Genomic DNA, 23,134 nt, shown 5'->3' with positions numbered 1-23,134 from the left:
ACCCCGATGTCCCCCCGCATCCCCGGCTTCGACTACCGCCGCGTCACCGTCGCCGACGGCGTGGCGCTCAGCACCGCCGTCGGCGGCAACCCGGACGGCAGCCCGGTCGTGCTGCTGCACGGCTTCCCGCAGACCCACCTCATGTGGCGGCACGTCGCCGCCCGGCTCGCCGCCGACCACACCGTCATCTGCCCCGACCTACGCGGCTACGGCGCCAGCGACAAGCCGGCCGAGACAGCCGGCGGACCCGGCAGTTCCGGCGGGCCCGGCGGGCCCGGCGGCAGCGCGTACGCCAAGCGCACGATGGCCGCCGACGTCGTGGCGCTCGCCCGCGAGCTGGGGTACGAGCGCTTCGCGCTGGCGGGGCACGACAGGGGCGCGCTGGTGGCGTTCCGCGCCGGGCTCGACCACCCCGGCGCGGTCACCCACCTCGCGTGCCTGGACGTGCTGCCGACCCTCGACATGTGGGACGTGATGCACGGGGTGTCGGCGGCCGTCGGCTTCCACCTGTACCTGATGGCGCAGCCGCCGGGCCTGCCCGAGGAGATGATCGCCGCCGCCCCGGACGCGTTCTTCGGCCACTTCCTCGACATCTGGTCCGGCGGCCCGGACACCTTCCCCGCCGACGTACGCGCCGCGTATCTGGCGGCGTCGCGGGCCGCGGTGCCGTCGATCGTGGCGGACTACCGGGCGTCCGCGGGCGTCGACGTCGAGCACGACGGCGCGGACCGCGAGGCCGGCAACCTGCTCCGTATGCCGGTGGCCGTCCTGCAGCAGGACTGGGGCGCCGCGCTCGGCTTCGACGCCGCCGCGCGGTGGCGCGCCTGGGCCCCCGACCTGCGGCACGCCACCGTGTCCTGCGGGCACTTCATGGCCGAGGAGGCCCCGGACGAGGTGGCCGCGGCGCTGCGCGGCCTCCTCGCCCGTACGCCCGCGGCTACGACAGCGTGAGCCCGTAGACCGCCAGGATCTCCTTGATCGGCTGGTAGTACGTCACGCCGCCGGTGGAGCAGTTGCCTGTGCTGCCGATGATGATGCCGACCGCCTTGCCGCCGGAGAACGCCGGTCCGCCGTTGTCGCCGGGCTCGGAGCAGATGTTCGAGCGGAACAGGCCGGAGACGACCCCCTCGGGGAAGTTCACGGTCACGTTGACCGCCTGCACCGTGCCGCAGTGGTAGCCACTGACGCGGCCGTAGTGGCACAGGGCCATGCCGGGCGACGGGTCGACGGCGCCGGTGATGTCCACCGGCGCGCCGCCGCTGCCCTTGACCTCGCCGGGGTACGACACGGAGGTGTTGGTGTACCGGACGACGCCGTAGTCGTTGCCGGGGAAGCTCGCCCCGGAGGTCGTGCCGACGTTCACCCGGCTGCCTCCCACATCGGCGGACCACGAACTGCCGACGTCGGCGCAGTGGCCGGGGATGATGCCGTACGTGGCGCCGCTCCCCACGGCGTTGAAGCCCAGCGTGCACGAGTACCCGCCGGAGTTGTACAGCGCGTCGCCGCCGCGCAGCTCGCCCGCGGCGGCGGCCTGCGCCGAGGCGGGCGGGGCGAGCACGGTCAGCAGCGCGCCGAGCAGCGCGAGCGCGGCGGCGGTGGCGGTGGCGGTGGCGAAGGTGCGTAACGGCGGAGCGGTACGGCGTCGGCTCACGGTCCCTGCCTTCCGGGCGGCGGCGGTCTCGCCCGCATTGTGCTCGCGGGACGCGGAACCAGGAAGGGGTCGTGCCGGGAAGCGGTTCAACGGCCCGGCAGCAGGCCGGTCTCCAGGGCGACGACGACGGCGCGTGTACGGTCGCCGACGTCGAGCTTGGCGAAGATGCGCAGCAGGTGCGTCTTCACGGTGGCCTCGCCGATGAACAGGCGCCTGCCGATCTCCGCGTTCGACAGGCCCTCGGCCACCCCGGCGAGCACCTCGGCCTCGCGCGGCGTGAGCGTCACCGGGGCCGGGCTGCGCATCTTCGCGACCAGGCGCTGCGCTACCCGGGGCGCGAGGACCGTCTCCCCGCGGGAGGCGGCGTGGATGGCGTCGACCAGCTGGGCGCGGGTGGCGTCCTTGAGCAGATAGCCGGTGGCGCCGGCCTCGACGGCCCGTTCGATCTCGGTGTCCGTGTCGTACGTGGTGAGGATCAGCACCCGGGTGCGCGCCGCCATCGCGACGATCGCGGCGGTGGCGCCGACGCCGTCGAGCCGCGGCATCCGCAGGTCGAGCAGGGCGAGGTCCGGGTCGAGGCGGGCGACGAGCGCGACGGCCTCGCGGCCGTCGTCCGCCTCGCCGACGACCTCGATGCTGGGCTCGGCGGCGAGCAGCGCGACGAGGCCGGCGCGCATCACGGTGTGGTCGTCGGCGAGGACGACGCGGAGCGGGGTGGCGGGCGGGGGTGTCGTCGTCATCTCAGGTCCGTCCGTCGGTGGCGGTTCCGGTCGCGGGCGGCGCCGTGCCGGCGGCGGTCCCGGCGGGCGCCCCGGGTCCGGGGGCCGCGTGCCCGGGGATGCCGTCCGCGTGGGGCCCGGCCGCGGGGACGGTGACGAGTATGCGGGTGCCGTCGCCGGGCGAGCTGGTCACGGTCAGCTCGCCGCCGAACTCGGCGAGCCGCCTGCGCATCCCGTCCAGCCCGAAGCCCCCGGCGGGCACGGCGCCGTCCCGCCCGCCGCCGTCGGTGCCGGTCGTGCCCGGCACCACCGCGCCGGGCACGAACCCCTTCCCGTCGTCGGTGATCTCCAGCTCGATGCCCTCCGGGCCCGCCGCCAGCACCACCCCGACGGTCGTCGCCTCCGCGTGCTTGCGCACGTTGGCCAGCGACTCCTGCGTACAGCGCAGCAGCGCGATCCGCGTCGGCTGGTCGCAGTCGGCGTCCGGGAGTTCGGCCTCGACCACGAGCCCGGTGTCCTCGGCGAAGCGGTCCAGGGTGCGGCGCAGCGTGGCGGCGACGGAGCCGGCGGCGACGCCGCTGCGCGGGGCGGCACCGACGAGGACGCGGGCCTCGGCGAGGTTCTCGCGGGCGGTGCGCTCGATGGACTGGAGCTGCTGCGCGCTCTTCGCGGGCTCGGCGGCCAGCCCGGCGCGCGCCGCCTCGGCGAGTACGACGATCGACGCGAAGCCCTGCGCGAGGGTGTCGTGGATCTCCCGCGCGATCCGCTCGCGCTCCTCGGCGGCGCCCTGCCGCTTCTGCGCCTCCACGAGCCGCTGTTCGGCGTCGGCCAGCCGGCTGCGCAGCCGGGCGCGCTCGTCGCGTACGGCCAGCGCCCGGGGGGTCAGCAGCGCGAGGATGACGCTGACCGCGAAGACGGCGACGGACGACACGGCGTTGCCGTAGACGTTCTCGACGCTCCAGCCCTCCCGCAGGGACCCGCCCAGGGTGATAGCGACGGCGCCGAGGCCGCTGCAGACGACGGCGCCCCGCGGGCTGTCCACGAAGATCACGAACTGCGCCAGCATCACGGTGTACAGGACACCGAATCCGTCGCGGAGCCATGACAGCACGCCCAGCGCGAGGATCAGCAGGACCAGGTAGCCGTACGCGAGCCGCACCGGGTTCCCGGGGCGGCTGCGCACGACTCCGTAGCCGAGGCCGAGCACGGCCACCAGCGCGAGCGACCCGTAGCGGTCCCCGGCGGGGACGTCCCCGAGGATGGTGATCAGCGTCAGCAGACCGATGATCGCCCAGGAGAAGACGTCCCAGCCGTGGAGCATCCAGATCCAGAAGGGGTCGCCGCGCCGTGGCCGTGGGAGCATGCCGGTCAGCGTACGTTCTCGAACGCACGAGCCACCGGCTCGGCCGCGGCGGACCCGCGGGGCGCCCGCCACCAGGCCCGTTCGCCGAGGAGCAGCAGGGCCGCGGGCAGCACCATCAGCCGGATCACCACCGCGTCGAGCAGCACGGCGAGCGCGAGGCAGAAGCCCATCTGCTTCATCTCGGTCAGATGCAGCGCCACGAACCCGGCGAACACGGTGACCATCACGACGGCCGCGCTCGTCACGACCTTCGCCGACGCGGCGATGCCCGCGGTCACCGCCTCCCGCGCCGGCATCCCGGCGTCCCTGGCCTCCTTGATCCGGCTGACCACGAACACCTGGTAGTCCATGGAGAGGCCGAAGAGGATCACGAAGAGGAACAGCGGCACCCGGGAGGCGATCGCGCCCATCGAGTCGAAGTCGAGCAGGCCCTCGGCCCACGAGCCCTGGAAGACGACGACGAGCGCGCCGAGCGCGGCGGCGGCGGAGAGCAGGTTCAGCGCGACGCCGAGGAGCCCGATGACCACCGAGCGGAACGCGAACACCGTCATCACGAAGGTGAGCAGCAGCAGGGCGCCGACGACCAGCGGCAGCTTGCCGCGCTCGTCCTCGACGTAGTCGGCGCCGCGGGCGACGTCCCCGCTGACGGCGGTCTCGACGCCGGCCAGCCGCCCGACGGTCGCGGGCAGGTGGTCGTCGCGCAGGTGCCGCAGGGAGTCCTGCGCGGGCCCGGAGTTGGCGAAGTGCGGTACGGAGAGCACGAGGACGCTGGTCCGGCCGTCCGGCGAGGTACGGACAGCGGGCTCGGCATCGCGGACGAACAGCGGATCGCCCGAAGCCCGCCGGCCCAGCTCGGCCAGCGCGCGGCGCACCTCGGGGGCGCGCTCCGCGGCGGCCCGCGCGACGACCTCGTGCTGCACCTTCAGCTCGGGGAAGGCGGCGGTCAGCCGGTCGTACGTCTGCATGGCGGGGATGTCGCGGGAGAAGGTGTCCTTGCCGGGGTCCACGAGCTTCATGCCGAGCGCGGGCGCGGCGAGCGCGAGCATGGCCAGCACGGAGACGACGAGGGTGGCGGCGGGGCGGCGCTGCGCGGGCCGCAGCAGGGCGGCGAAGACCCGCCCGTGCTCGGGGCGTTGCCGGCGCTCGCGCCGGGCGGTCCCGCGCGCCTCGCGGCGGGCGGCCCGGCGGGCTGAGCGCCGCTCGGTGCGGCGGCCCAGGGCCACGAGCAGCGCGGGCAGCACCGTCAGGGAGCTGGCGACGGCGACGGCCACGACGAGGATCGTGCCCGTGGCGAGGGAGGAGAAGATGACGTCGGTGGCGAGGTAGAGGGTGGCGGTGGAGACGATGACGGCGAGTCCGGAGACGACGATGGCCCGCCCCGCCGTGGCCGCCGCCAGTTCGACGAGGGCCGCGGACGAGAGTGTGCCCGCGGCGCGGGCGCGCTCCTCGCGTTCGCGCTTGAGGTAGAAGAGCGTGTAGTCGACGCCGACCGCGAGGCCGATGAGCAGGATCAGGTTGGTGCCCACGCCGGGGTCGGGCAGCAGGTGCGAGGCGAGCATCGACAGGCCGAGCGCCGCGGCGATCGACGTCAGTGCCAGCAGCAGCGGCACGCCGGCCATGACGACCGACCCGAAGACGACGAGCAGCGTGACGAGCGTGACGGGCAGCGAGATGCGCTCGGAGAGCGCCAGGTCCTCGCCGCGCTGGTCGTTGACGCCCTTGCTGATCGCGGGCGAGCCGGTCTCCTCGACCACGACTCCGGGGTGGGCCGCGGCTGCCTGCGCGGTCTGCTCAAGCAGCGGCCCGACGTTCTTCTTTCCGTCCAGTTCTGCGCCCTTCAGCACCACCGGCACCCGCAGCGCGTCGCCGTCCGCGGAGCGTACGGGCGCGGCGACGGACGCCACTTCGGGCAGCCGCTCCATCCGCTCGGCGACGTCCCGGGCGGCCGCGCGGGCGGCGGCGTCGTCGAGGGGGCGGCCGGGCTCGGCGCGGATGAGGACGTGTTCCGTGGGCTTGCGCTCCAGGCCGCCCTCGGTGGCGAGTTGCTCGGCGCGACCGGCCTCGCCGACCCAGAAGTCCTCGGTGGTGGCGGGGTTGCCGCCGACGGATATGCCGGTGCCGAGGCAGAGGGCCACGAAGACGAACCAGCCGGCGATGGCGCGCCACGGGTGCCGGGCGCTCCAGCGGGCCGTGCGTACGGGGAGGTTTCTCATGCCCGAAATGCTCGCGAGCGCGGCCCTGTCCCCGACAGCGGCGACCGGTGGAACCGGGGGTCCACCGGTCGGTGGACCCGGCCGGCCCTCCGATGCGTACGGCACGGCCTTCCGGCCCGTACGCCCCGGGCCGCGGGCCCGGCCCGGGGTGCCTCAGTCCGCGGGCGGGCCGGGCTCCTGAGGACCGGGGCCCTTGCCCTCGGTGCGGTCGCGGCCCGCGCCCCGGCCGCCCCGCAGCCGCTGGGCGAGACCCCGGATCTGCAGCTCGAACTCCCCGTCGTAGTGCTGGTGTCCGGCCCGTACCGCCGTCTCGACCGCCTGCTCGCCCTGCTCGCCGATGAGGATCAGCTCGTCGTGCCGCAGGTCGCGCATCAGCGCCACGCACAGGCCGATCATCACCAGCGTGAACGGCACCGCGACGAGGATCGTCAGGTTCTTCAGGCCCGTCAGCGCCGCGTCCCCGCCGCCGCCGACCAGCAGCATGACGGCGGCGACCGCGCCCGTCAGCACACCCCAGACCACGACCACCATGCGCGTCGGCTCCAGCGTCCCCTTCTGCGACAGCGCACCCATCACGATCGACGCGGCGTCCGCGCCGGAGACGAAGAAGATGCCGACCAGGACCATCACCAGCAGGGTCGTGACGCCGGCAATCGGGTAGGCGTTCAGCACCGCGAACAGCTGCCCCTCCTGCGTCGACTCCTCCGTGATGGCCGCCCCCTGGGCCTGCTGGTGCATCGCCGTGCCGCCGAGGATGCAGAACCACAGGAGGCTGACGACGCTGGGCACGAGGATCACGCCGCCGACGAACTGCCGGATGGTGCGCCCCCGGCTGATGCGCGCGATGAACATGCCGACGAACGGCGTCCACGAGATCCACCACGCCCAGTAGAAGACCGTCCAGCCCGACAGCCAGCCGGCGACGTCCGAGCCGCCGCTGGCCTCCGTACGCGCCATCATCTGCGGCAGGTCGGCGAAGAACGAGCCGACCGAGGTCGGCACCAGGTCGAGGATCAGGACCGTCGGTCCCGCGACGAAGACGAACACGGCGAGCGCGGCGGCGAGCACCATGTTGATGTTCGACAACCACTGGATGCCCCGCTCGATGCCGGAGACCGCGGAGGCGACGAACGCGGCGGTGAGCACGCCGATGACGAGGATCAGCAGCCCCTCGCCGACCTCCTGCGACGTCCAGCCGACCTCCTTGATGCCGCTGCCGATCTGCAGCGCGCCGAGCCCGAGCGAGGCGGCGGAGCCGAAGAGGGTGGCGAAGATGGCGAGGATGTCGATGACCTTGCCGACGCCGCCGTTGGCGTGCCGGGGGCCGATGAGCGGGGTGAAGACGGCGCTGATGGTCTGCCGGCGGTTGCGGCGGAAGACGCTGTACGCCATGGCGAGGCCGACGGAGGCGTAGATGGCCCAGGGGTGGAGCGTCCAGTGGAAGAGGGTGGTCGCCATCGCCACCTCCATCCGCGAGGCGGCACCGGCGCTGGCGGAGACGGTGTCCGGCGGCGGGTTGGTGAAGTGCGCGAGGGGCTCGTTCACGCCGTAGAACATCAGGCCGATGCCCATGCCGGCGCTGAACATCATCGCCACCCACGACACGGTCCGGAACTCCGGCGGCTCGCCCTCCTTGCCGAGGGTGATGCGGCCGTAGCGGCTGAAGGCCAGCCAGAGCGCGAAGATGACGAAGCCGGAGGCGGCGAGCACGAAGGCCCAGCCGCCGTAGTGCATCGTGTCGTTGAGCAGGGACGTGGAGACGTCCTTCAGGGAGTCCGTCGCCACCGCGCCCCAGATCACGAACGCCAGCGTCAGCGCGGCGGCGACGCCGAAGACCACCGCGTCGGTACGCGGCTCGTGCCCCGGGGCACCGCCGCCTTCCGCGGGCGTCTCCACCCGTTCGTCGAGCACGTGCGGTCACCTTCTCCCTACGCTCCGTGTGCAGAACCCACTCACCATAGGCGAGAGGGACGGGAGCGCCGGGGACCGCCGGTGTCAGCGCGCGGCTGCGGCGGCGGCCATCGCGGCACCGACGATGCCCGCGTTGTTCTGCAGCTCGGCGGGGACGACGGCGGCGCGGATGCCGGTGATGTCGTCGAGGAACTTGTCCGCCTTGCGGCTGACGCCGCCGCCGATGACGAACAGCTCGGGCGTGAAGAGCATCTCCAGGTGGGCGAGGTAGCGCTGCACCCGGTGGGCCCAGTGCTTCCAGCTGAGGTCCTTGTCCTCGCGCTCCTTGGCGGAGGCGCGCTTCTCCGCCTCGTGGCCGTGCAGCTCCAGGTGGCCCAGCTCGGTGTTGGGGACGAGCCGGCCGCCGGTGAAGACGGCGCTGCCGATGCCGGTGCCGAAGGTCAGCACGATGACGGTGCCGGTGCGGCCGCGGGCGGCGCCGAAGGTCAATTCGGCGATGCCGGCGGCGTCGGCGTCGTTGACGACGTGGACGGGACGGCCCAGGCGGTCGCGGAGGAGGGCGGCGGCGTCGACGTCGACCCAGCTCTTGTCGACGTTGGCGGCGGTGCGTACGACGCCGTCGGTGACGACTCCGGGGAAGGTGACGCCGACCGGCCCGTCGTGCCCGGCGAAGTGCTCGACGACCGCGGCGACGCCCTCGGCGACGGCGTCGGGGGCCGAGGGGTGCGGGGTGAGCACCTTGTGCCGCTCTTCGGCGAGAGTGCCCGTGTCCAGGTCGGCCGGGGCCCCTTTGATGCCCGAGCCGCCGATGTCGACTCCCATGATGTCCATAGCCACAGACGATACGGCGGCGAGGGCCCGTGGCCGGTCAGGACGGGTACCGGCGGGGTCGCACGGCCCGGGGCCGCGTTCGGCCGTCCGGGAGCGCGTACATCACCTGTCCGATAACCGGTTTCCCGCGACCGGATAGGTTCTTGACGCGGCCTCATCTGCTCCGCCAGCCTCATGTGCACGACAATCCCCCACCGTTGGGAGCACCCATGCCCCTCCGTCGTACACGCCTCAGGTCGCGGCCGGCCGCCGCACTCCTCGCCGGCGGGCTGCTGACCGCGCTGCACGTGCCGGTCGCGGTCGCCGCGGAACCCGCGGCGCCGGCCGCCGCGCCCGAGGCGCGCGTCGCACCCGAACAGGCGCCGGACATACCCGTCGCGAACGTCAAGGCGCACCTGTCGCAGTTCCAGTCCATCGCCGCCGCCAACGGCGGCAACCGCGCCCACGGCCGCCCCGGCTACCGGGCCTCGCTCGACTACGTGAAGGGCAAGCTGGACGCGGCCGGATTCACCACCAGCATCCAGCAGTTCAGCGCGAGCGGCGGCACCGGCTACAACCTCATCGCCGACTGGCCGGGCGGCGACCCGAACCAGGTCCTCATGGCCGGCGCGCACCTCGACTCCGTCTCCTCGGGGCCGGGCATCAACGACAACGGCACCGGCTCCGCCGCCGTCCTGGAGACCGCGCTCGCCGTCGCCCGGTCCGGCTACCAGCCGCGCGAACACCTGCGCTTCTCCTGGTGGGGCGCCGAGGAACTGGGCCTGGTCGGCTCGCGGTACTACGTCTCCAACCTGCCGTCCGCGGAGCGCGCCAAGCTCACCGGCTACCTGAACTTCGACATGATCGGCTCGCCCAACCCCGGGTACTTCGTCTACGACGACGACCCGCAGATCGAGAAGGTCTTCAAGGACTTCTACGCCGGCCTCGGCGTGGCCACCGAGATCGAGACCGAGGGCGACGGCCGGTCGGACCACGCGGCGTTCAAGAGCGCAGGCGTGCCCGTCGGCGGGCTGTTCACCGGCGCGAGCCGGACGAAGTCGTCGGCGCAGGCGGCGAAGTGGGGCGGCACGGCCGGCCTGCCCTTCGACCGGTGCTACCACAGCTCGTGCGACACCACGTCGAACGTGAACGACACCGCGCTCGACCGCAACAGCGACGCGCTCGCGCACGCGGTGTGGACGCTGTCGGAGTAGCCCGTACGCACCCTGCCCGCTCCGCTCCGGCGGACACGCTCCCCGGCGGCGGGGCGGGCACCCGCGCGACGGCGTCGGCGCGGTACGGGGTCCGCAGGGCCGGGCCGTCGTGGCCGGCGTCAGGCGTCCGTGACGGCTTCCCGGGCGGCGGCGCCGCCCGCGGCCTTCCCCGCCCTGCCCCCGGCGTCCCCCGCGGCGTCCCCCGCATCTTCCGCACCCCCGGCGGCTCCGGCGTCCCCCGCGTCCTCCGCGTCCTCGGCCCGCGCCTGCGCGCAGATCGGCCGCAGCCCTTCCTGCACCGCACCGCTGATCTCGCCGAGCTTCTGCTGCTGCTCGGGCGTGAGCACGTCGAAGAGGTGCTTGCGCACCTCCGTCACATGCCCCGGCGCCGCCGCCTCCAGCACGCCGAACCCGGCGTCCGTGAGCTGCGCCACGGACCCCCGGCGGTCGGCGTCGGTGGCGCAGCGGGAGACGTACCCCGCCTTCTCCAGTGCCGCCACCGCGTGCGACAGCCGGCTGCGCGAGGAGCGGGCCAGCTCGGCGAGCTGGCTCATGCGCAGGCTGCGCCCGGGGGCCTCGGAGAGGTGCACGAGGATCTCGTAGTACGCCACGGGCATCCCGGAGTCGCGCCGCAACTGCCGGTCCAGATGCGCGTTGAAGTCGCGGACGGCATCCATGAAGAGACGCCATATCCGCTGTTCGTCATCGCTGAGCCAGCGCACGTCGGTCATGTGTCCAGCATACCTATAGTTGAGTCCTCAACCAGAGCGTGTTACGGTTTGAATGAAAGTTCAACCACTTGCCCTGTGGTGGCACCGCTACGGAAGAGGCATATTCCCCATGACTACTCACGCCGAACAGATCCCCGCGTACCAGACCGGCACCTGGACGATCGACCCGGTGCACTCGGACGTCTCCTTCGTCGTCCGGCACCTGGGCGTCACCAAGGTCCGCGGGACCTTCGACCACGTCGAGGGCACCATCGTGACCCACGAGGACCCGCTGCAGTCCGAGGTCAACGCGGTGATCAAGACCACTTCGGTGAACACGCGCAACGACGCCCGCGACAACCACGTACGCACCGCGGACTTCCTGGACGTCGAGTCGTACCCCGAGATGACGTTCAAGTCCACCGGCATCCGCGAGAAGGACGGCGTCTACCTGATCGACGGCGACCTGTCGCTGCGCGGCGTCACCCGCCCCGTGACCCTGGAGACCGAGATCGGCGGCTTCGCGCCGGGCCCGCAGGAGGGCACCACGGTCGTCGGGTTCTCCGCGAGCACCGAGATCAGCCGCACCGACTACGGCGTGACCGGTGGCGCGGCCGGCGCCGCGGTCAGCGACAAGATCAAGATCACGCTGGACATCGAGGCGGGCCGTTCCTGAAGCCTCGCGCACGACGGCGGGCGGCCACCGGGCCGCCCGCCGCGCAGAACACGGTGCGGGGCGACCCCCGCCGGTGACGTCCGCTCAGTCACCGGCGAGGGCGTCGCCCCGCACCGTTCCCGTGCCGGGCAGCGCCTCGGCCGGGTCCGAGCCGTGCCGCACGGGGCGGTTGTCGCCGTCCACGAAGACGATCCGCGGCAGCAGCGCCTTCGCATCCGCGTCGGCCACCGTCGCGTAGCTGATGACGATCACCAGATCGCCGGGGCTGACCAGGCGGGCCGCCGCGCCGTTGATGCCGATCACGCCGCTGCCCCGCGGGCCGGGGATGACGTAGGTGGTGAGCCGGGCGCCGTTGTCGATGTCGACGACGTCGACCTGCTCGCCGGCCAGCAGGTCCGCGGCCTCCATGAGCGCCTCGTCGATGGTGACGGACCCGACGTAGTGCAGGTCGGCCTGCGTCACGGTGGCGCGGTGGATCTTGGACTTGAGCATCGTCCGGAACACGTGCGGCCTCGCCTGCGGTCAGGGGTACGGGAGCGACGTCAGGGTAACCGCGCCGCCGCACCCCACCTGCCCCGCGGACGCCGAACTGTGAGCGACGCCACCGCCCCGGAAAGCCCCCGGCCCGGCGGGGTTTCACGCGCTCAGGGGCGGCGTCGCGCGCGGGGGGTGGTCTCCGCCAGGTACGTCACGGTCCGGCTGACGTCCGACAGCGACAGGATCCCGACGAGCCTGCCCTCCTCCGTCACCAGCACGCGGTGCTCGGGGCCGGGCTCCATGCGGGGCAGCAGGTCGGCCAGCGAGTCGTCCGGGCCGACGACGACGAGCTGGGACACCGGCACCATCGCCTCGCCCGCGGTCACCGTCCCCCCGTCCTCCTCCGGCCGCGCGTGCCTGGCGCCGCGCACCGTCACCAGGCCCAGCGGCTCGCCGCTCCCGCCGGTCACGGGGAACGCCGAGTGCCGGTACAGCGGGTTGTCCAGCAGCTGCGCGACGTCCAGCGTCTCGGGCACCACGACCGGATCCCGCGTCATGGCGTTCCGTACGGGGACGCCTGCGAGCACCCCGCGCACCTGCGCCTGCCGCCCCTCCGCGGTGGCGGCACCGATGAGGAACCAGCCGATCAGGGCGAGCCAGAGCCCGCCGAACCCGCCGCCGCGCACGAACAGCACGAACCCGAGCGCGATGAGCAGCCAGCCCAGGGCCCGCCCGGCCGCGGTGGCCCCGGCGGTCGCGCGCAGCCTGTCGCCCGTACGCCACCACAGCAGCGCGCGCAGCAGCCTGCCGCCGTCCAGCGGTGCGGCCGGCAGGGCGTTGAAGACGGCGAGCAGCAGGTTGATACCCGCCAGCCACCCCATGACCTGGACGAGCAGCTCGGGCGCCGCGGCCCCGTGGAGCAGCCAGGCGCCCAGCGCGAAGATTCCGCCCAGCACCAGGCTGACCAGGGGGCCGACACCCGCGATCCGCAGTTCGGCCCCCGGGTTCGACGCCTCCGACTTCAGCCGGGCCACGCCGCCCAGCAACCACAGCACGATGTCGTCGACGGAAACGCCGTTGCGCCGCGCCACCACGGCGTGCGCCAGCTCGTGGGCGAGGAGGGAGACGAAGAAGACCACGGCGGCGGCCAGCCCCGCCACCCAGTACAGCACCCGGGCGCGGCCCGGATCGGCGTCCGGGAGCCGGCCCTGCGCGAGGCCGATGGCGATGACGGCGAAGATCAGGACCACGCTCCAGTGGACCCCGACCCGGACCCCGGCGATGCGCCCCAGCGTGAACGTCGCCCGCACAGCGTCACACCTCCGCTCGCATCCGGCCCGGTACGGACCGGCGGACCGCGGCCCGGCCGCGCTTCAGGCACTCCGGCTCCGCCTTCTCCACCTGCTCCGCCCTCGACGCTTCCAGTGAAGCCCGGTCCGGGGTCGGGCACGCTGCCGGAGGGGCGCCGCCTGGGCCATTCGGCGTAGCCGGCGGCCGGGCCTTCGTCGGGCGGCCGGGCGCCGGCCGCCCGACCAGGGCCCGGGCGCGCGCACCGGCCCGCCCCGGCGAACGGTGCCCCCGTACCGTGCTCCCCCGGGCGGACGGATAGCCCAAAACGCCCCCGCGACTAACCCGTTCCCGCCCGGCCCGCCACTCTCCGGGGCCCGATCCGGTGCTTCGCCCCGGCCTCCCGTGTCGCTGACCCGCCCGGGCTCTGCCCCGTGAGACGAGTTGGTCATGAAATATGACAAATGCCCCGCACGGGGGCTGCCCCGGCGCGGCGTGCTCGGCCTGGGCCTGCTCGGCGCGTACCAGCTCGCCATCGCGCCCTCCGCGCACGCCCCCAGGTCGGGGACGGCCGCGCGGGCGACGGGGGCGGCGGACGGCAAGCCCCTCGGCCCCGCGCCGAACGGGCTGCGTCCGGCCGCGGGCCGCACCGGCGCGGCGCCGATGACGACGTCCGGCGGCATGGCCCGTATCGCCGGACCGACCCGGCCGGTCGCGCTGCGCGCTGCACCGCACCGCACGCTCCGCGAGACCGGCAAGAAGATCGCGCTCACCTTCGACGACGGCCCGCACGCGACGCAGACGCCGGAGATCCTGCGGATCCTGCGGCGGCACGGGGCACGCGCGACCTTCTTCGTCATCGGCGAGAACATCCCGTGGAACCGCGACGTGCTGCGCCGGATCGCCGCCGAGGGCCACGTCGTCGGCAACCACTCCTACACCCACCCGCAGCTCGATCTGATCAGCACCCCGCGGGTGCGCGAGGAACTGGAGCGGACCTGCGAGCTGGTGGCGAAGGAGCTGGGCGCGCCGCCGCGGCTGGCGCGGGCGCCGTACGGGATGTGGCACGGGCCGAGCCTGGAGATCTGCGCGCAGTTGCAGATGGAGCCCTTCCAGTGGGACATCGACACCCTCGACTGGGACAACCGCGACCAGCGGTTCATCGAGGCGGCGGTGGTCCGGGGGGCGCACCCGGGCGCGATCGTGCTGGCACACGACGGCGGGGGCGACAGGTGGGCGACGGTGCGGGCGCTGGAGTACTACCTGCCGCGACTACTGGACGAGGGCTACACCCTGACCCAGCCGGCCTAGCCCTGCCCCCGGCCCCGCACACCTCCCCGGCACACCTCCCCCGCACACCCGCCCAAGGGTAGGCCGCCCCGCCGACAGACGATCCCGCCGACGTACGCGGACGGGCGCCGGCCGGCCGCCCGCGGGCCCCTCAGAAGCACCCCGCCCCTCAGACGCACCCTGCATCCCCCTCGCACCGCCGGCCGGGGCGGAGATCGGGTGGTTCGGGGGGTGGTCCGTAGAAAGCGCTTGCGTCATGCTGGTGTCCATGGCCGATCCCGCACTCCCGCCCCTCCCCGGCGGCGTCAGCGTCTCCCGGCTCCGCGTCTACGACTGGCAGGCCCCCGACGGCCTCCGCGGCGGCACCCCGCACCTGCACCTCGCCTGCACCGAGGCGTACGTCGTCCTCGGCGGCCACGGCGCCGTGCAGACCCTGACCGCCTCCGGGTACGCCGAGACCGAGCTGGTCGAGGACGCCGTCGTCTGGTTCACACCCGGCACCATCCACCGGCTCGTCAACGCCGACGGCCGACTCGACATCCTCGTCCTCATGCAGAACGCCGGACTGCCCGAGGCCGGCGACGCCGCCTTCCCCTTCCCGCCCGACGTCCTGCACGACGACGCCGCCTACGCCCGCGCCGCCCGCCTCGACCCGGCGGAGCCGGAGAAGTCCGCGCAGGCCCGCCGCGACCTGGCGCTGGCCGGCTTCGCCGAACTGGCCCGCGCTGCACGGGCGGGCGACACAGGACCGCTGACGGCGTTCCACACCAGGGCGGTGGAGCTGGTCCGGCCGCACCTGGACGACTGGCGCGGACGGTGGGAACGGGGCCCGGCCGCCGCCGCGGCGGCGACAGACGCACACCTGGACGCACTGCGCACGGACGGCGCCCACCTGCGGGCGGCGTCGGTGCAGCGGACCGGGGCGGAGTCGCGGTTCGGCATGTGCGGCCGGCTGCAGGCGTGCGACCTGGACGGCGCGGTCACGGTCGGCGCGTAACGGGAAGGGCGCAGCCGCCGGCGAGCAACACCCCACACCCCCCTCGCACCCGCCCAAGGGTAGGCACCCCCTCTGACACCACCGCCGCCCCAACGCCACCGCCCGCCGCGCCGCCGCACCGCCCCGCACCCGCCGGTCCGCCCGTATCGGACTACCCCCGCGGCAACGGCCGGAACCCGGTGGCGCCCGGGTGGCGCCCGGGTGGCGCCCGTCCACCCCGCGAGAAGAATGTCAGGTATGCACCGGTTCCTGGCCCCGCTTCTCGCCCTCCTCGCCGCGCTCCTCACGGCAACGGCGCCCCCCGCGCACGCCCAGGACCCCGTCGGCGACGCCGCCGAGGCGCTGCGTGAGCGCCCCGTCTACGTCCACCCCGACGTCCGGGGCCAGATGTCCGTCAGCCGGGCCAACGCGCTCGCCGCCCGGATCAAGGACGAGGGCCGCCCCGTCTTCGTCGCCGTGCTCCCCTCGGGCCCCGGCACCGCCGCCCGCGACGTACTGCCGAACCTCCGCTCCCGTACCGGCATCGCCGGCGTCTACGCCGTACGCCTCGGCGACGGCTTCGGCGCCGCCGCCGACTCCCGCGTGCTGTCCGGCCGGGCCGTCGACAACCTCCGCCGCGCCGCCATCGGCGCCCACCCCGGCGACGCCACCGACCAGCTCGTCACCTTCGCCGACGACGCCGCAGAGCAAGCCGACGGCAGCGCGCCCTCCGGCTGGCGCGACAGCACCGGCATCGGCGGTTTCGGTGCCGTCACGGTCGGCGTCGTACTCCTGCTGATCGTCGGCGCCGTCCTGTTCATCCGGCAGCGCCGCAGGCTGCGGGACGCGGAGCGGGCCGGGCTGGAGCTGGCGCGGCTGCGTACCGTCGTCGACGAGGACATCACCGCGTACGGCGAGGAGATGACCCGTATCGCCTTCGACCCCGCCGGCCCGGCCGCGGACGACGCGATGCGCGAGGACTACCAGAAGGCGCTCGACGCGTACGAGAAGGCCAAGTCCCGGATGGACGCGGCCGGTGCCCCCGGCGACGTGCGCGGGGTGACGGAGGCGCTGGAGGAGGGGCGGTTCGCGCTGACGACGCTGGAGGCGCGCCGCACCGGCGCGGCGCTGCCGGAGCGCCGCCCGCCGTGCTTCTTCGACCCCCGCCACGGCCCGTCGACCGCCGACGTCGAGTGGACCCCGCCGGGCGCCGCGCCGCGCACGGTGCCGGCGTGCACGGCGGACGCGAACCTGCTGGCCGCCGGCGAGGAGCCGATGACCCGCACCGTCGACACCGCCCGCGGTCCGCAGCCGTACTGGAACGCCGGACCCGCGTACGCCCCGTGGGCCGGCGGCTACTTCGGCGGCGGCCTCCTCCCGGGCCTGCTCGTGGGCACGATGCTGGGACAGGTGATGTACGCCCCGGGCGGCTGGGCGGCGGCGGACGGCACAGGCGAGGGCGGCTACGAGGGCGGGGACCACACCGGCGCCGACTTCGACCCCGGCGACTTCGACGGGGGCTTCGGCGGGGGCGACTTCGGCGGCGGCGGGGGCTTCGGGGACGGCGGCTTCGGGGGCTTCTGAGCACGGCGGCGCGGCCCGTACCCGAAGCGGGCGGCAGGCCGGCCGAGCCGTGCCCTGACGGCGGCGGCCGGGCCCCGCTACTTCCCCGTCGTCTCCCGCCGCTTCCGCGCGCCCACCGGGGCCGGGCCCCGCACCGCACCCGGCGCCTGCCACTCGGCGCTGCGCCGCGCCCGCCGCTTGGCGCGCTCGCTGGAGCCCAGCTGGTACGGCACCGACGTCACCATCACGCCCGGCGTGAACAGCAGCCGCGCCTTCAGCCGCAGCGCGCTCTGGTTGTGCAGCAGGTGCTCGTACCAGTGCCCGACGACGTACTCGGGGATGTAGACGCTGATCACCGTGTCCGGCTTCTCCTGGCGCAGCCGCTTGACGTACTCGATCAGTGGCCTGGTGATCTCGCGGTAAGGCGACTCGATGACGGTCAGCGGCACGTCCAGCTCGCTGTCCACCCACTGCTGCTGCAGCCTCCGGGTCTCCTCGGCGTCGACCCCGATGGTGAGCGCCTCCAGCTTGTCGGAGCGTACGAGCTTCGCGTACGCCAGCGCGCGCATCGTGGGGCGGTGCAGCTGGGAGACGAGCACGATCGAGTGCACGTGCCCGGGGCGCGGCATCGCGTCGTCGGCCTCGCCCTCGGCGACGGCGACCTCCTGCGCGACGCGGTCGTAGTGGCGGCGGATGGCCGCCATCACCACGTAGAAGAACAGCATGCCGGCCAGCGCGATCCACGCGCCGTGGCTGAACTTGGTGACCAGCACGACCACCAGCACCAGCGCGCAGAACACCGCGCCGAACCCGTTCATCGCGCGCGACCGCAGCACGCGGCGGCGCTCGTCGGTCCGGTGCTCGGTGGCCAGTATGCGGTTCCAGTGCCGGACCATGCCGGTCTGGCTGAAGGTGAAGGAGACGAAGACGCCGACGATGTAGAGCTGGATCAGCCGGGTGGAGTCGGCCTCGAAGGCGTAGACGAGGCCGCCGGCGAGCAGGGCGACGAAGAGGATGCCGTTGCTGAACGCCAGCCGGTCGCCGCGGGTGTGCAACTGGCGCGGCAGGAAGCGGTCGTGGGCGAGGATCGAGCCGAGCACGGGGAAGCCGTTGTACGCGGTGTTGGCGGCCAGGAACAGCACCAGCGCCGTGGCCGCCGCCAGGATGACGAACGGCAGCGAGCCGTCGCCGAAGACGGCCGCGCCGACCTGTGCGATCACCGGGTTCTGGACGAAGCCCGAGCCGACCGCCTCCCCCTGCCGCAGCAGCTCCTCGGCGGGCCGCTCGGCCATCCGCACGTCGGTCTGGATCGCGAGGACGATGATGCCGACGAACATGACGATCGCCAGCAGGCCCATCATCGACAGCGTCGTCGCGGCGTTGCGGCTCTTGGGCTTGCGGAAGGCGGGCACGCCGTTGCTGATCGCCTCGACGCCGGTCAGTGCGGCGCAGCCGGAGGAGAAGGCCCGTAGCAGCAGGAAGACCAGGGCGAAGCCGGCGATGCCGCCCGCGTGCTCGGTCCGGATCTCCAGGTCGGAGGTGGGAGCGCGCATCGTGTCGCCGAGCACGAGGCCGCGGAAGGCGCCCCAGGCGATCATGATCAGGACGCTGCCGACGAAGACGTAGGTGGGGATGGCGAAGAGGGTCCCCGACTCCTTCACGCCGCGCAGGTTCATGGTGGTCAGCAGGCCGATGACGATCAGCGCGCACAGCACCTTGTGCTCCGCGACGAACCCCCAGGCGGAACCCAGGTTCTCCACGCCCGCGGAGACCGACACCGCGACGGTCAGCACGTAATCGACGAGCAGCGCGCTGGCCACCACCTGGCCGGCGCGGCGGCCGAGGTTCGTGGTGGCGACCTCGTAGTCGCCGCCGCCGCTGGGGTAGGCATGCACCGTCCTGCGGTACGAGGCGACGACGACGACCATCAGCACGACGATGGCCGCGGTGATCCACGGGCTGTACGTGTACGCACCGACGCCGGCGATCGACAGGACGATCAGCACCTCGCCCGGGGCGTACGCGACCGAGGACAGCGGGTCGGAGGCGAAAACCGGGAGCGCGACGCGCTTGGGGAGCAGCGTCTCACCCAACCGGTCGCTGCGAAGCGCGCGGCCGATCAGTATGCGCTTCGGCAGTTCGGTCAGCTTGGGCACGGGGCGATCGTAAGTGATCCGAAATACCGCTCTGGGCAGCGAAGTGCGCTTTGTCCAGGACGACGCCGAGGTTTTGACGCGACCCTAACGCCGGGCGTGCCTGCCGCGCTGCGGACCGCCGTCGCCGCCGTCGGCGGCGGGGGGCGCCGGGTCGGCCGGGGGGCCGGCCGGCCGGTCCGCCGAAGGGGCCGCCGGGGGCGCGTTCTTGGCGCGGCTGCGGGCGCGCAGGTACTCGATGACGATCGGCAGCACCGACAGCAGCACGATGCCGATGAGGATCGCCTCGATGTTCGTGTGCACGAAGTCGATCTGCCCCAGGGCGGCGCCCAGAAGGGTGACGCCGACGCCCCAGAGGATGCCGCCGATGACGTTGAAGACGACGAACTGGCGGTAGTTCATCCGGCTGACGCCGGCGATGATCGGGGTGAAGGTGCGCACGATGGGCACGAAGCGGGCCAGCACCAGCGACTTCGGGCCGTGCTTTTCGAAGAACTCGTGCGCCTTCTGCACGTTCTCCTGTTTGAACAGCTTGGAGTCCGGGCGGTTGAAGAGGCTCGGGCCGACCTTGCGGCCGAAGAGGTAGCCGACCTGGTCGCCGACGATGGCCGCGACGGCGATGAGCACGCACATCAGCCACAGCGGGAAGTCGAGCACGTCCGAGGTGATCAGCAGGCCCGTGGTGAACAGGAGCGAGTCGCCCGGCAGGAAGAACCCGATGAGGAGCCCGGACTCGGCGAAGACGATCACGAGCACGCCGAGCACACCGAACTTGTCGATCAGGAAGTCGGGATCCAGCCATCCCGGTCCGAGCGCGAGCGTGTTCATGTGTGCGGGACTCCAGACATCTGGGACAGGCGGCAGGGAGAAGAGTGGGCCACCTACGGGGGAGAACGCAAGCCGGGTGCGTCCGGTTCCGGACGCGGCACGCGCCGAGCGCGGCCGGGCGGGCGGGGCGCGTCCGGAAGGCGGGCGCGTCCAGGAGGCGGACCCTAGACCTGGCGCTCCGGCCAGCCCAGGAGGCGGGCGCCCATGGCGGCGGTCTCCAGGGTGTAGCGGTGCAGGGAGTCCGCCACGTCGTAGCCGGTGAGGGTACGTATCCGGTCCAGCCGGTACGACAGGGTCCGCACGCTCACGCCCAGCCGACGGGCCGCCTCGGCGTTGACGTACCCGGCGGCGGCGCAGGTCTGCAGCGTCGCGAGCAGTGGCTCGGCGCCGCCGCGGGCCTGCGTCAGCGGGCCGAGGACGGTGCGTACCAGGTCGGCCATCGCCGCCCGGTCGCGCAGCAGCACCGGGAAGACCAGCAGCTCGGCGGCATGCAGCACCGGCTGCGTGAGGCCGAGCGCGGCGGCCATGTCGAGCGCGCCGAGCGCCTCCTCGTAGCTGCGTACGACCCCGCCGGGGCCCGTGTGCTCGCGGCCCATGGCGACGCGGGTGGCGCCGGCGTAGCCGCTGCCCGGCTCCAGGGCGACCTTCGCGAAGGCGTCGAGCAGCGAGCGCTCGCTGCTGCCGGCGACGCAGACGAGCTGGCCCTCCTTGGTGGTCAGCAGCACGTCGCGCTCGCCGAACCGGCCCAGCAGTTCCCGCTCGATGCGCCGCACCAGGGGGTGCACGTCGGCGAAGGGCTCGTCACCTGCGGCGACCGCGACGGCGTGGGCGCGGGCCAGGCGGAGCCCGAAGCGCTCCGCGCGCTCGGCGAGGCGGCCGAGGTCGCTGCGGCCGTAGAGGAGGTCGTCGACGAACTCGCGGCGCTCGGCCTCCTCCTGCCGGACCGCGAGCCGCTGGGCGCGCTCATGGCCCTCGCCGAGCGCGCTGACGGCCGCCTCGACGGCGGCCAGCACGGCGTCGCTGCTGCGGGCGCGCTCGACGGCGCTCGCGGACCTGGCCACGCCGGGCAGGGCGGCCCAGCTGCGGCGGGTCTCGGAGAGGTGGCCGGCGATCAGCTCGCGCAGGCTGCGGCCGGACTCGGCGGCCTGCTCGCCCAGCTCGCGCAGCGCGTCGAGTTCGGGGCGGCGCAGCAGCCGGCCGGTGGCGGACACGTCGGCCAGCAGCTCCGCATAGCCGTCGAGGACGTCGGGGGGTCCCCCCGCTATGCGCGTTTGCGCCACCACCGCTCCCGGTTGCCGGATCCTGGAGACCGGGACACCGCGGTCGCTGCCGGGTCCCGGAAATGTGGCGCCCAGGGTACGGCACGGGGATCGGGCGGAAAAGCGCGGCCGTACGAGGGCGGGGGCGGCGGTCACCCGCCGCCCCCGCCCCCGTGCCGGTCCGTCAGCCCGTCAGCTCGACCGCCTGCCGGACGGTCTCGGCCAGGTCGCTCACCGCCGGGTCCTCGGTCTCGGCGGCCAGGTCCTCGGCGTGGTCGGCGAGTTCGTCGACCGTGGGCGCCCCGGGCAGCGGCGTGTACCCGGCACCGCCGGTGGTGCCGCTGTCCTCCTTGCCGTCGGTGTACGGCTCGGGGGTGGCGGCGGCGCCGGCGCCGGAGCCGCCGCGCAGGGCGTCGGCGAAGTAGGCGGCCAGCGCGGTGAGCTGCAGGCGCGGCGGGGCCGCACCCCACAGGTCGCCGGTCAGGGTGCCCGCGTCGACGGTGCTGGACTCCTCCTGCGGGGCGCGGGTGTCGGGGTCGAGCCAGCGCACGGTGGCCGTCGCGACGCTGCCGGAGGCGCCCTCCGCGAGCCGGACGGCGTACAGCGCGGTGACGGTGTGGCCGGGCCCGACCTCGCCGCCGTCGACGGCGTCGTTGCGGAAGTCCTCGTCGGCGACCTGGCGGTTCTCGTAGCCGATCAGCCGGTAGTCGGAGACGGCGTCCGGGTCGAAGACGACCTGCGCCTTGGCGTCGCGGGCACGCAGGTCGACGTTGCGCGGCAGGTCCTCGACGAAGACCTTGCGGGCCTGGTCGGTCTCGGAGACGTAGGTGGTGTGGCCGTCGCCCTGGTTGGTCAGCCGCTCCATCAGCGCGTCGCCGTACTCGCTGCCGACGCCGATGCCGAACAGGGTGATGCCGTAGTCCTCCCGGGCCGCGGCGATGCGGTCGAGGATCGCGTCGGCGTCGGTCGCGCCGGTGTTGGCGAGCGCGTCGGAGAGCAGGACGACGCGGTTCGTGGCGCCCTTGCGGTGGCCGTCGACCGCCTCGTCGTAGCCGCGGGCCATGCCGGCCTCGACGTTGGTGCTCTCGGCGGGCTGCAGCTTCTCGACCGCGTCGTGCATGCGGTCCTGCGCCCCGCCGACCGCCGTCATGGGCAGCACCGTGCGGGCCTCGTCGCTGAACGCGACGAGCGCCAGCGCGTCGTCGTCGCGCAGCTCGTCGACCGCGGAGTGCAGGGACTCCCGTACGAGGCTCAGCCGGCCGGGCTCCGCCATCGAGCCGGAGACGTCCACGACGAAGGTCAGCGCGGCCGGCCGGCGTGCCTTCGTGCCGTACTCGTTGCTCTCGGGGCGGGTCGCAAGCCCCACGCGCATCAGCGACCAGCCGTCGTCCGCTGCGCGGGCGCCGTCGGCGGTGACGGAGAAGCCGTCGTCCTCGGGCGCGGGGTAGTCCTGGCGGAAGCTGTTGACGAACTCCTCGTGCCGCACGGTGTCCGGCTGCGGCAGCGAGCCGGCGTCGATGGTGCGGCGGGCGTAGCTGTACGAGGCGGTGTCCACATCGAGCGCGAAGGTGGAGACCATGTCGGGCTCGGGTGCGAACGAGTCCGCCCGCTGTTTGCCCGCGGCCTCCGGGGCGGCGTCGTACGCGCTGTCCGGGGCCGCCGGGGCGGGCGCCCCCTGGGCCGGCGCGGGCACGTCCCCCGCGCTGCCTCCCTCCTGGGAGAGCCGCTCCTTCCCCCTGTCGTTCCCGCCCCCGCTGCAGCCCGTCAGCAGCAGCGGCACCGTCACCAGTCCTGCCAGTCCTGTGAGCACCACGCGTCTCATCGCGCCCCTCCCTCGTGCCGTCCTCATCGGGACTGTGACGAAGGAGGGGGCGATTCGGTGCCGTTACTCCGTCGACTCCTGGATTCCGGCCCGCGGCATCAGTGACACGGCATCAGCTCCTCGCACACACGACGGTTGATGGTGGAGGCGGTGCGGAACACCGGAACCGTCCGGATCCCGGTGCCGCAGACAAGTCGCACCGTTACTCGCAA

The 23,134-nt window shown here is 73.8% G+C and carries 19 protein-coding genes; 6 read left to right on the top strand and 13 right to left on the bottom strand.

Features of this window, described 5'->3' with window-relative positions:
• Positions 1-6 precede the first annotated feature (6 nt).
• The gene (locus LG396_RS31175; protein WP_225797307.1) at positions 7-951 is read left to right on the top strand and encodes an alpha/beta fold hydrolase; all 945 of its coding nucleotides are present in this window, start codon (positions 7-9) and stop codon (positions 949-951) included.
• On the opposite strand, the gene LG396_RS31170 is transcribed toward LG396_RS31175, so the two are convergent.
• The 6 genes from LG396_RS31170 to ppgK form a co-directional block, all read right to left on the bottom strand.
• A complete protein-coding gene (locus LG396_RS31170) occupies positions 938-1,651 on the bottom strand; it encodes a S1 family peptidase (protein WP_225797306.1) in 714 nt (237 codons plus the stop codon). The two genes, LG396_RS31175 and LG396_RS31170, sit on opposite strands and share 14 nt — an antisense overlap.
• 86 nt (positions 1,652-1,737) lie before the next feature.
• The gene (locus LG396_RS31165) at positions 1,738-2,391 is read right to left on the bottom strand and encodes a response regulator (protein WP_225797305.1); all 654 of its coding nucleotides are present in this window, start codon (positions 2,389-2,391) and stop codon (positions 1,738-1,740) included.
• A gap of 1 nt (position 2,392) precedes the next feature.
• The gene (locus tag LG396_RS31160) at positions 2,393-3,805 is read right to left on the bottom strand and encodes a sensor histidine kinase (protein ID WP_225797304.1); all 1,413 of its coding nucleotides are present in this window, start codon (positions 3,803-3,805) and stop codon (positions 2,393-2,395) included.
• Positions 3,739-5,946 carry an MMPL family transporter gene (locus tag LG396_RS31155; RefSeq protein WP_225797303.1) on the bottom strand — a complete coding sequence of 736 codons (2,208 nt, stop codon included), beginning with the start codon at positions 5,944-5,946 and terminating at the stop codon, positions 3,739-3,741. Before LG396_RS31155 ends, LG396_RS31160 begins: the two co-directional genes overlap by 67 nt.
• Positions 5,947-6,099: 153 nt before the next feature.
• Positions 6,100-7,857, bottom strand: a complete 1,758-nt coding sequence (locus LG396_RS31150) for a BCCT family transporter (RefSeq protein ID WP_225797302.1) — start codon at positions 7,855-7,857, stop codon at positions 6,100-6,102.
• An 84-nt stretch (positions 7,858-7,941) separates the two neighbouring features.
• The gene (gene ppgK, locus LG396_RS31145) at positions 7,942-8,688 is read right to left on the bottom strand and encodes a polyphosphate--glucose phosphotransferase (RefSeq protein ID WP_225797301.1); all 747 of its coding nucleotides are present in this window, start codon (positions 8,686-8,688) and stop codon (positions 7,942-7,944) included.
• A 209-nt stretch (positions 8,689-8,897) separates the two neighbouring features.
• Between ppgK and LG396_RS31140 the strand changes: the two genes are divergently transcribed.
• On the top strand, positions 8,898-9,881 hold the full coding sequence (locus LG396_RS31140) for a M28 family metallopeptidase (RefSeq protein ID WP_225797300.1): 984 nt from the start codon (positions 8,898-8,900) through the stop codon (positions 9,879-9,881).
• Positions 9,882-10,000: 119 nt separating this feature from the next.
• Here the strand turns inward: LG396_RS31140 and LG396_RS31135 are convergent, their stop codons facing one another.
• Complete coding sequence (locus LG396_RS31135; protein WP_225797299.1) at positions 10,001-10,612, bottom strand: MarR family winged helix-turn-helix transcriptional regulator; 612 nt, start codon at positions 10,610-10,612, stop codon at positions 10,001-10,003.
• Positions 10,613-10,721: 109 nt separating this feature from the next.
• Between LG396_RS31135 and LG396_RS31130 the strand changes: the two genes are divergently transcribed.
• Complete coding sequence (locus LG396_RS31130; protein WP_018834167.1) at positions 10,722-11,267, top strand: YceI family protein; 546 nt, start codon at positions 10,722-10,724, stop codon at positions 11,265-11,267.
• Between the two features lie 84 nt (positions 11,268-11,351).
• On the opposite strand, the gene panD is transcribed toward LG396_RS31130, so the two are convergent.
• Both panD and LG396_RS31120 read right to left on the bottom strand, forming a co-directional pair.
• Positions 11,352-11,771: an aspartate 1-decarboxylase gene (gene panD / locus LG396_RS31125; protein ID WP_225797298.1), complete on the bottom strand. Its 420-nt coding sequence runs from the start codon at positions 11,769-11,771 to the stop codon at positions 11,352-11,354.
• A gap of 140 nt (positions 11,772-11,911) precedes the next feature.
• Entirely contained in the window at positions 11,912-13,054 is a 1,143-nt protein-coding gene (locus LG396_RS31120; protein ID WP_225797297.1) for a site-2 protease family protein, read from the bottom strand.
• A 427-nt stretch (positions 13,055-13,481) separates the two neighbouring features.
• Here LG396_RS31120 and LG396_RS31115 point away from each other — a divergent pair, with 427 nt between their 5' ends.
• The 3 genes from LG396_RS31115 (at position 13,482) to LG396_RS31105 (ending at position 16,881) form a co-directional block, all read left to right on the top strand.
• Entirely contained in the window at positions 13,482-14,342 is an 861-nt protein-coding gene (locus LG396_RS31115; protein ID WP_225797296.1) for a polysaccharide deacetylase family protein, read from the top strand.
• A gap of 235 nt (positions 14,343-14,577) precedes the next feature.
• Positions 14,578-15,318: a cupin domain-containing protein gene (locus tag LG396_RS31110; protein ID WP_225797295.1), complete on the top strand. Its 741-nt coding sequence runs from the start codon at positions 14,578-14,580 to the stop codon at positions 15,316-15,318.
• Between the two features lie 237 nt (positions 15,319-15,555).
• A complete protein-coding gene (locus LG396_RS31105) occupies positions 15,556-16,881 on the top strand; it encodes a hypothetical protein (protein ID WP_225797294.1) in 1,326 nt (441 codons plus the stop codon).
• Between the two features lie 77 nt (positions 16,882-16,958).
• Here the strand turns inward: LG396_RS31105 and LG396_RS31100 are convergent, their stop codons facing one another.
• The 4 genes from LG396_RS31100 to LG396_RS31085 form a co-directional block, all read right to left on the bottom strand.
• A complete protein-coding gene (locus LG396_RS31100) occupies positions 16,959-19,016 on the bottom strand; it encodes an APC family permease (RefSeq protein WP_018841527.1) in 2,058 nt (685 codons plus the stop codon).
• An 84-nt stretch (positions 19,017-19,100) separates the two neighbouring features.
• Positions 19,101-19,841: a DedA family protein gene (locus LG396_RS31095; RefSeq protein WP_100302960.1), complete on the bottom strand. Its 741-nt coding sequence runs from the start codon at positions 19,839-19,841 to the stop codon at positions 19,101-19,103.
• Between the two features lie 164 nt (positions 19,842-20,005).
• Positions 20,006-21,124 carry a PucR family transcriptional regulator gene (locus LG396_RS31090; RefSeq protein ID WP_225797293.1) on the bottom strand — a complete coding sequence of 373 codons (1,119 nt, stop codon included), beginning with the start codon at positions 21,122-21,124 and terminating at the stop codon, positions 20,006-20,008.
• A 160-nt stretch (positions 21,125-21,284) separates the two neighbouring features.
• The gene (locus tag LG396_RS31085; protein ID WP_225797292.1) at positions 21,285-22,922 is read right to left on the bottom strand and encodes a vWA domain-containing protein; all 1,638 of its coding nucleotides are present in this window, start codon (positions 22,920-22,922) and stop codon (positions 21,285-21,287) included.
• Positions 22,923-23,134 lie beyond the last annotated feature (212 nt).

This window comes from Streptomyces aculeolatus (genome assembly GCF_020400605.1).
Classification (GTDB): Bacteria; Actinomycetota; Actinomycetes; order Streptomycetales; family Streptomycetaceae; genus Streptomyces; species Streptomyces aculeolatus.
Note: the sequence above shows the minus strand (reverse complement) of the source record. Positions and strands in the feature narration are given on the sequence as shown.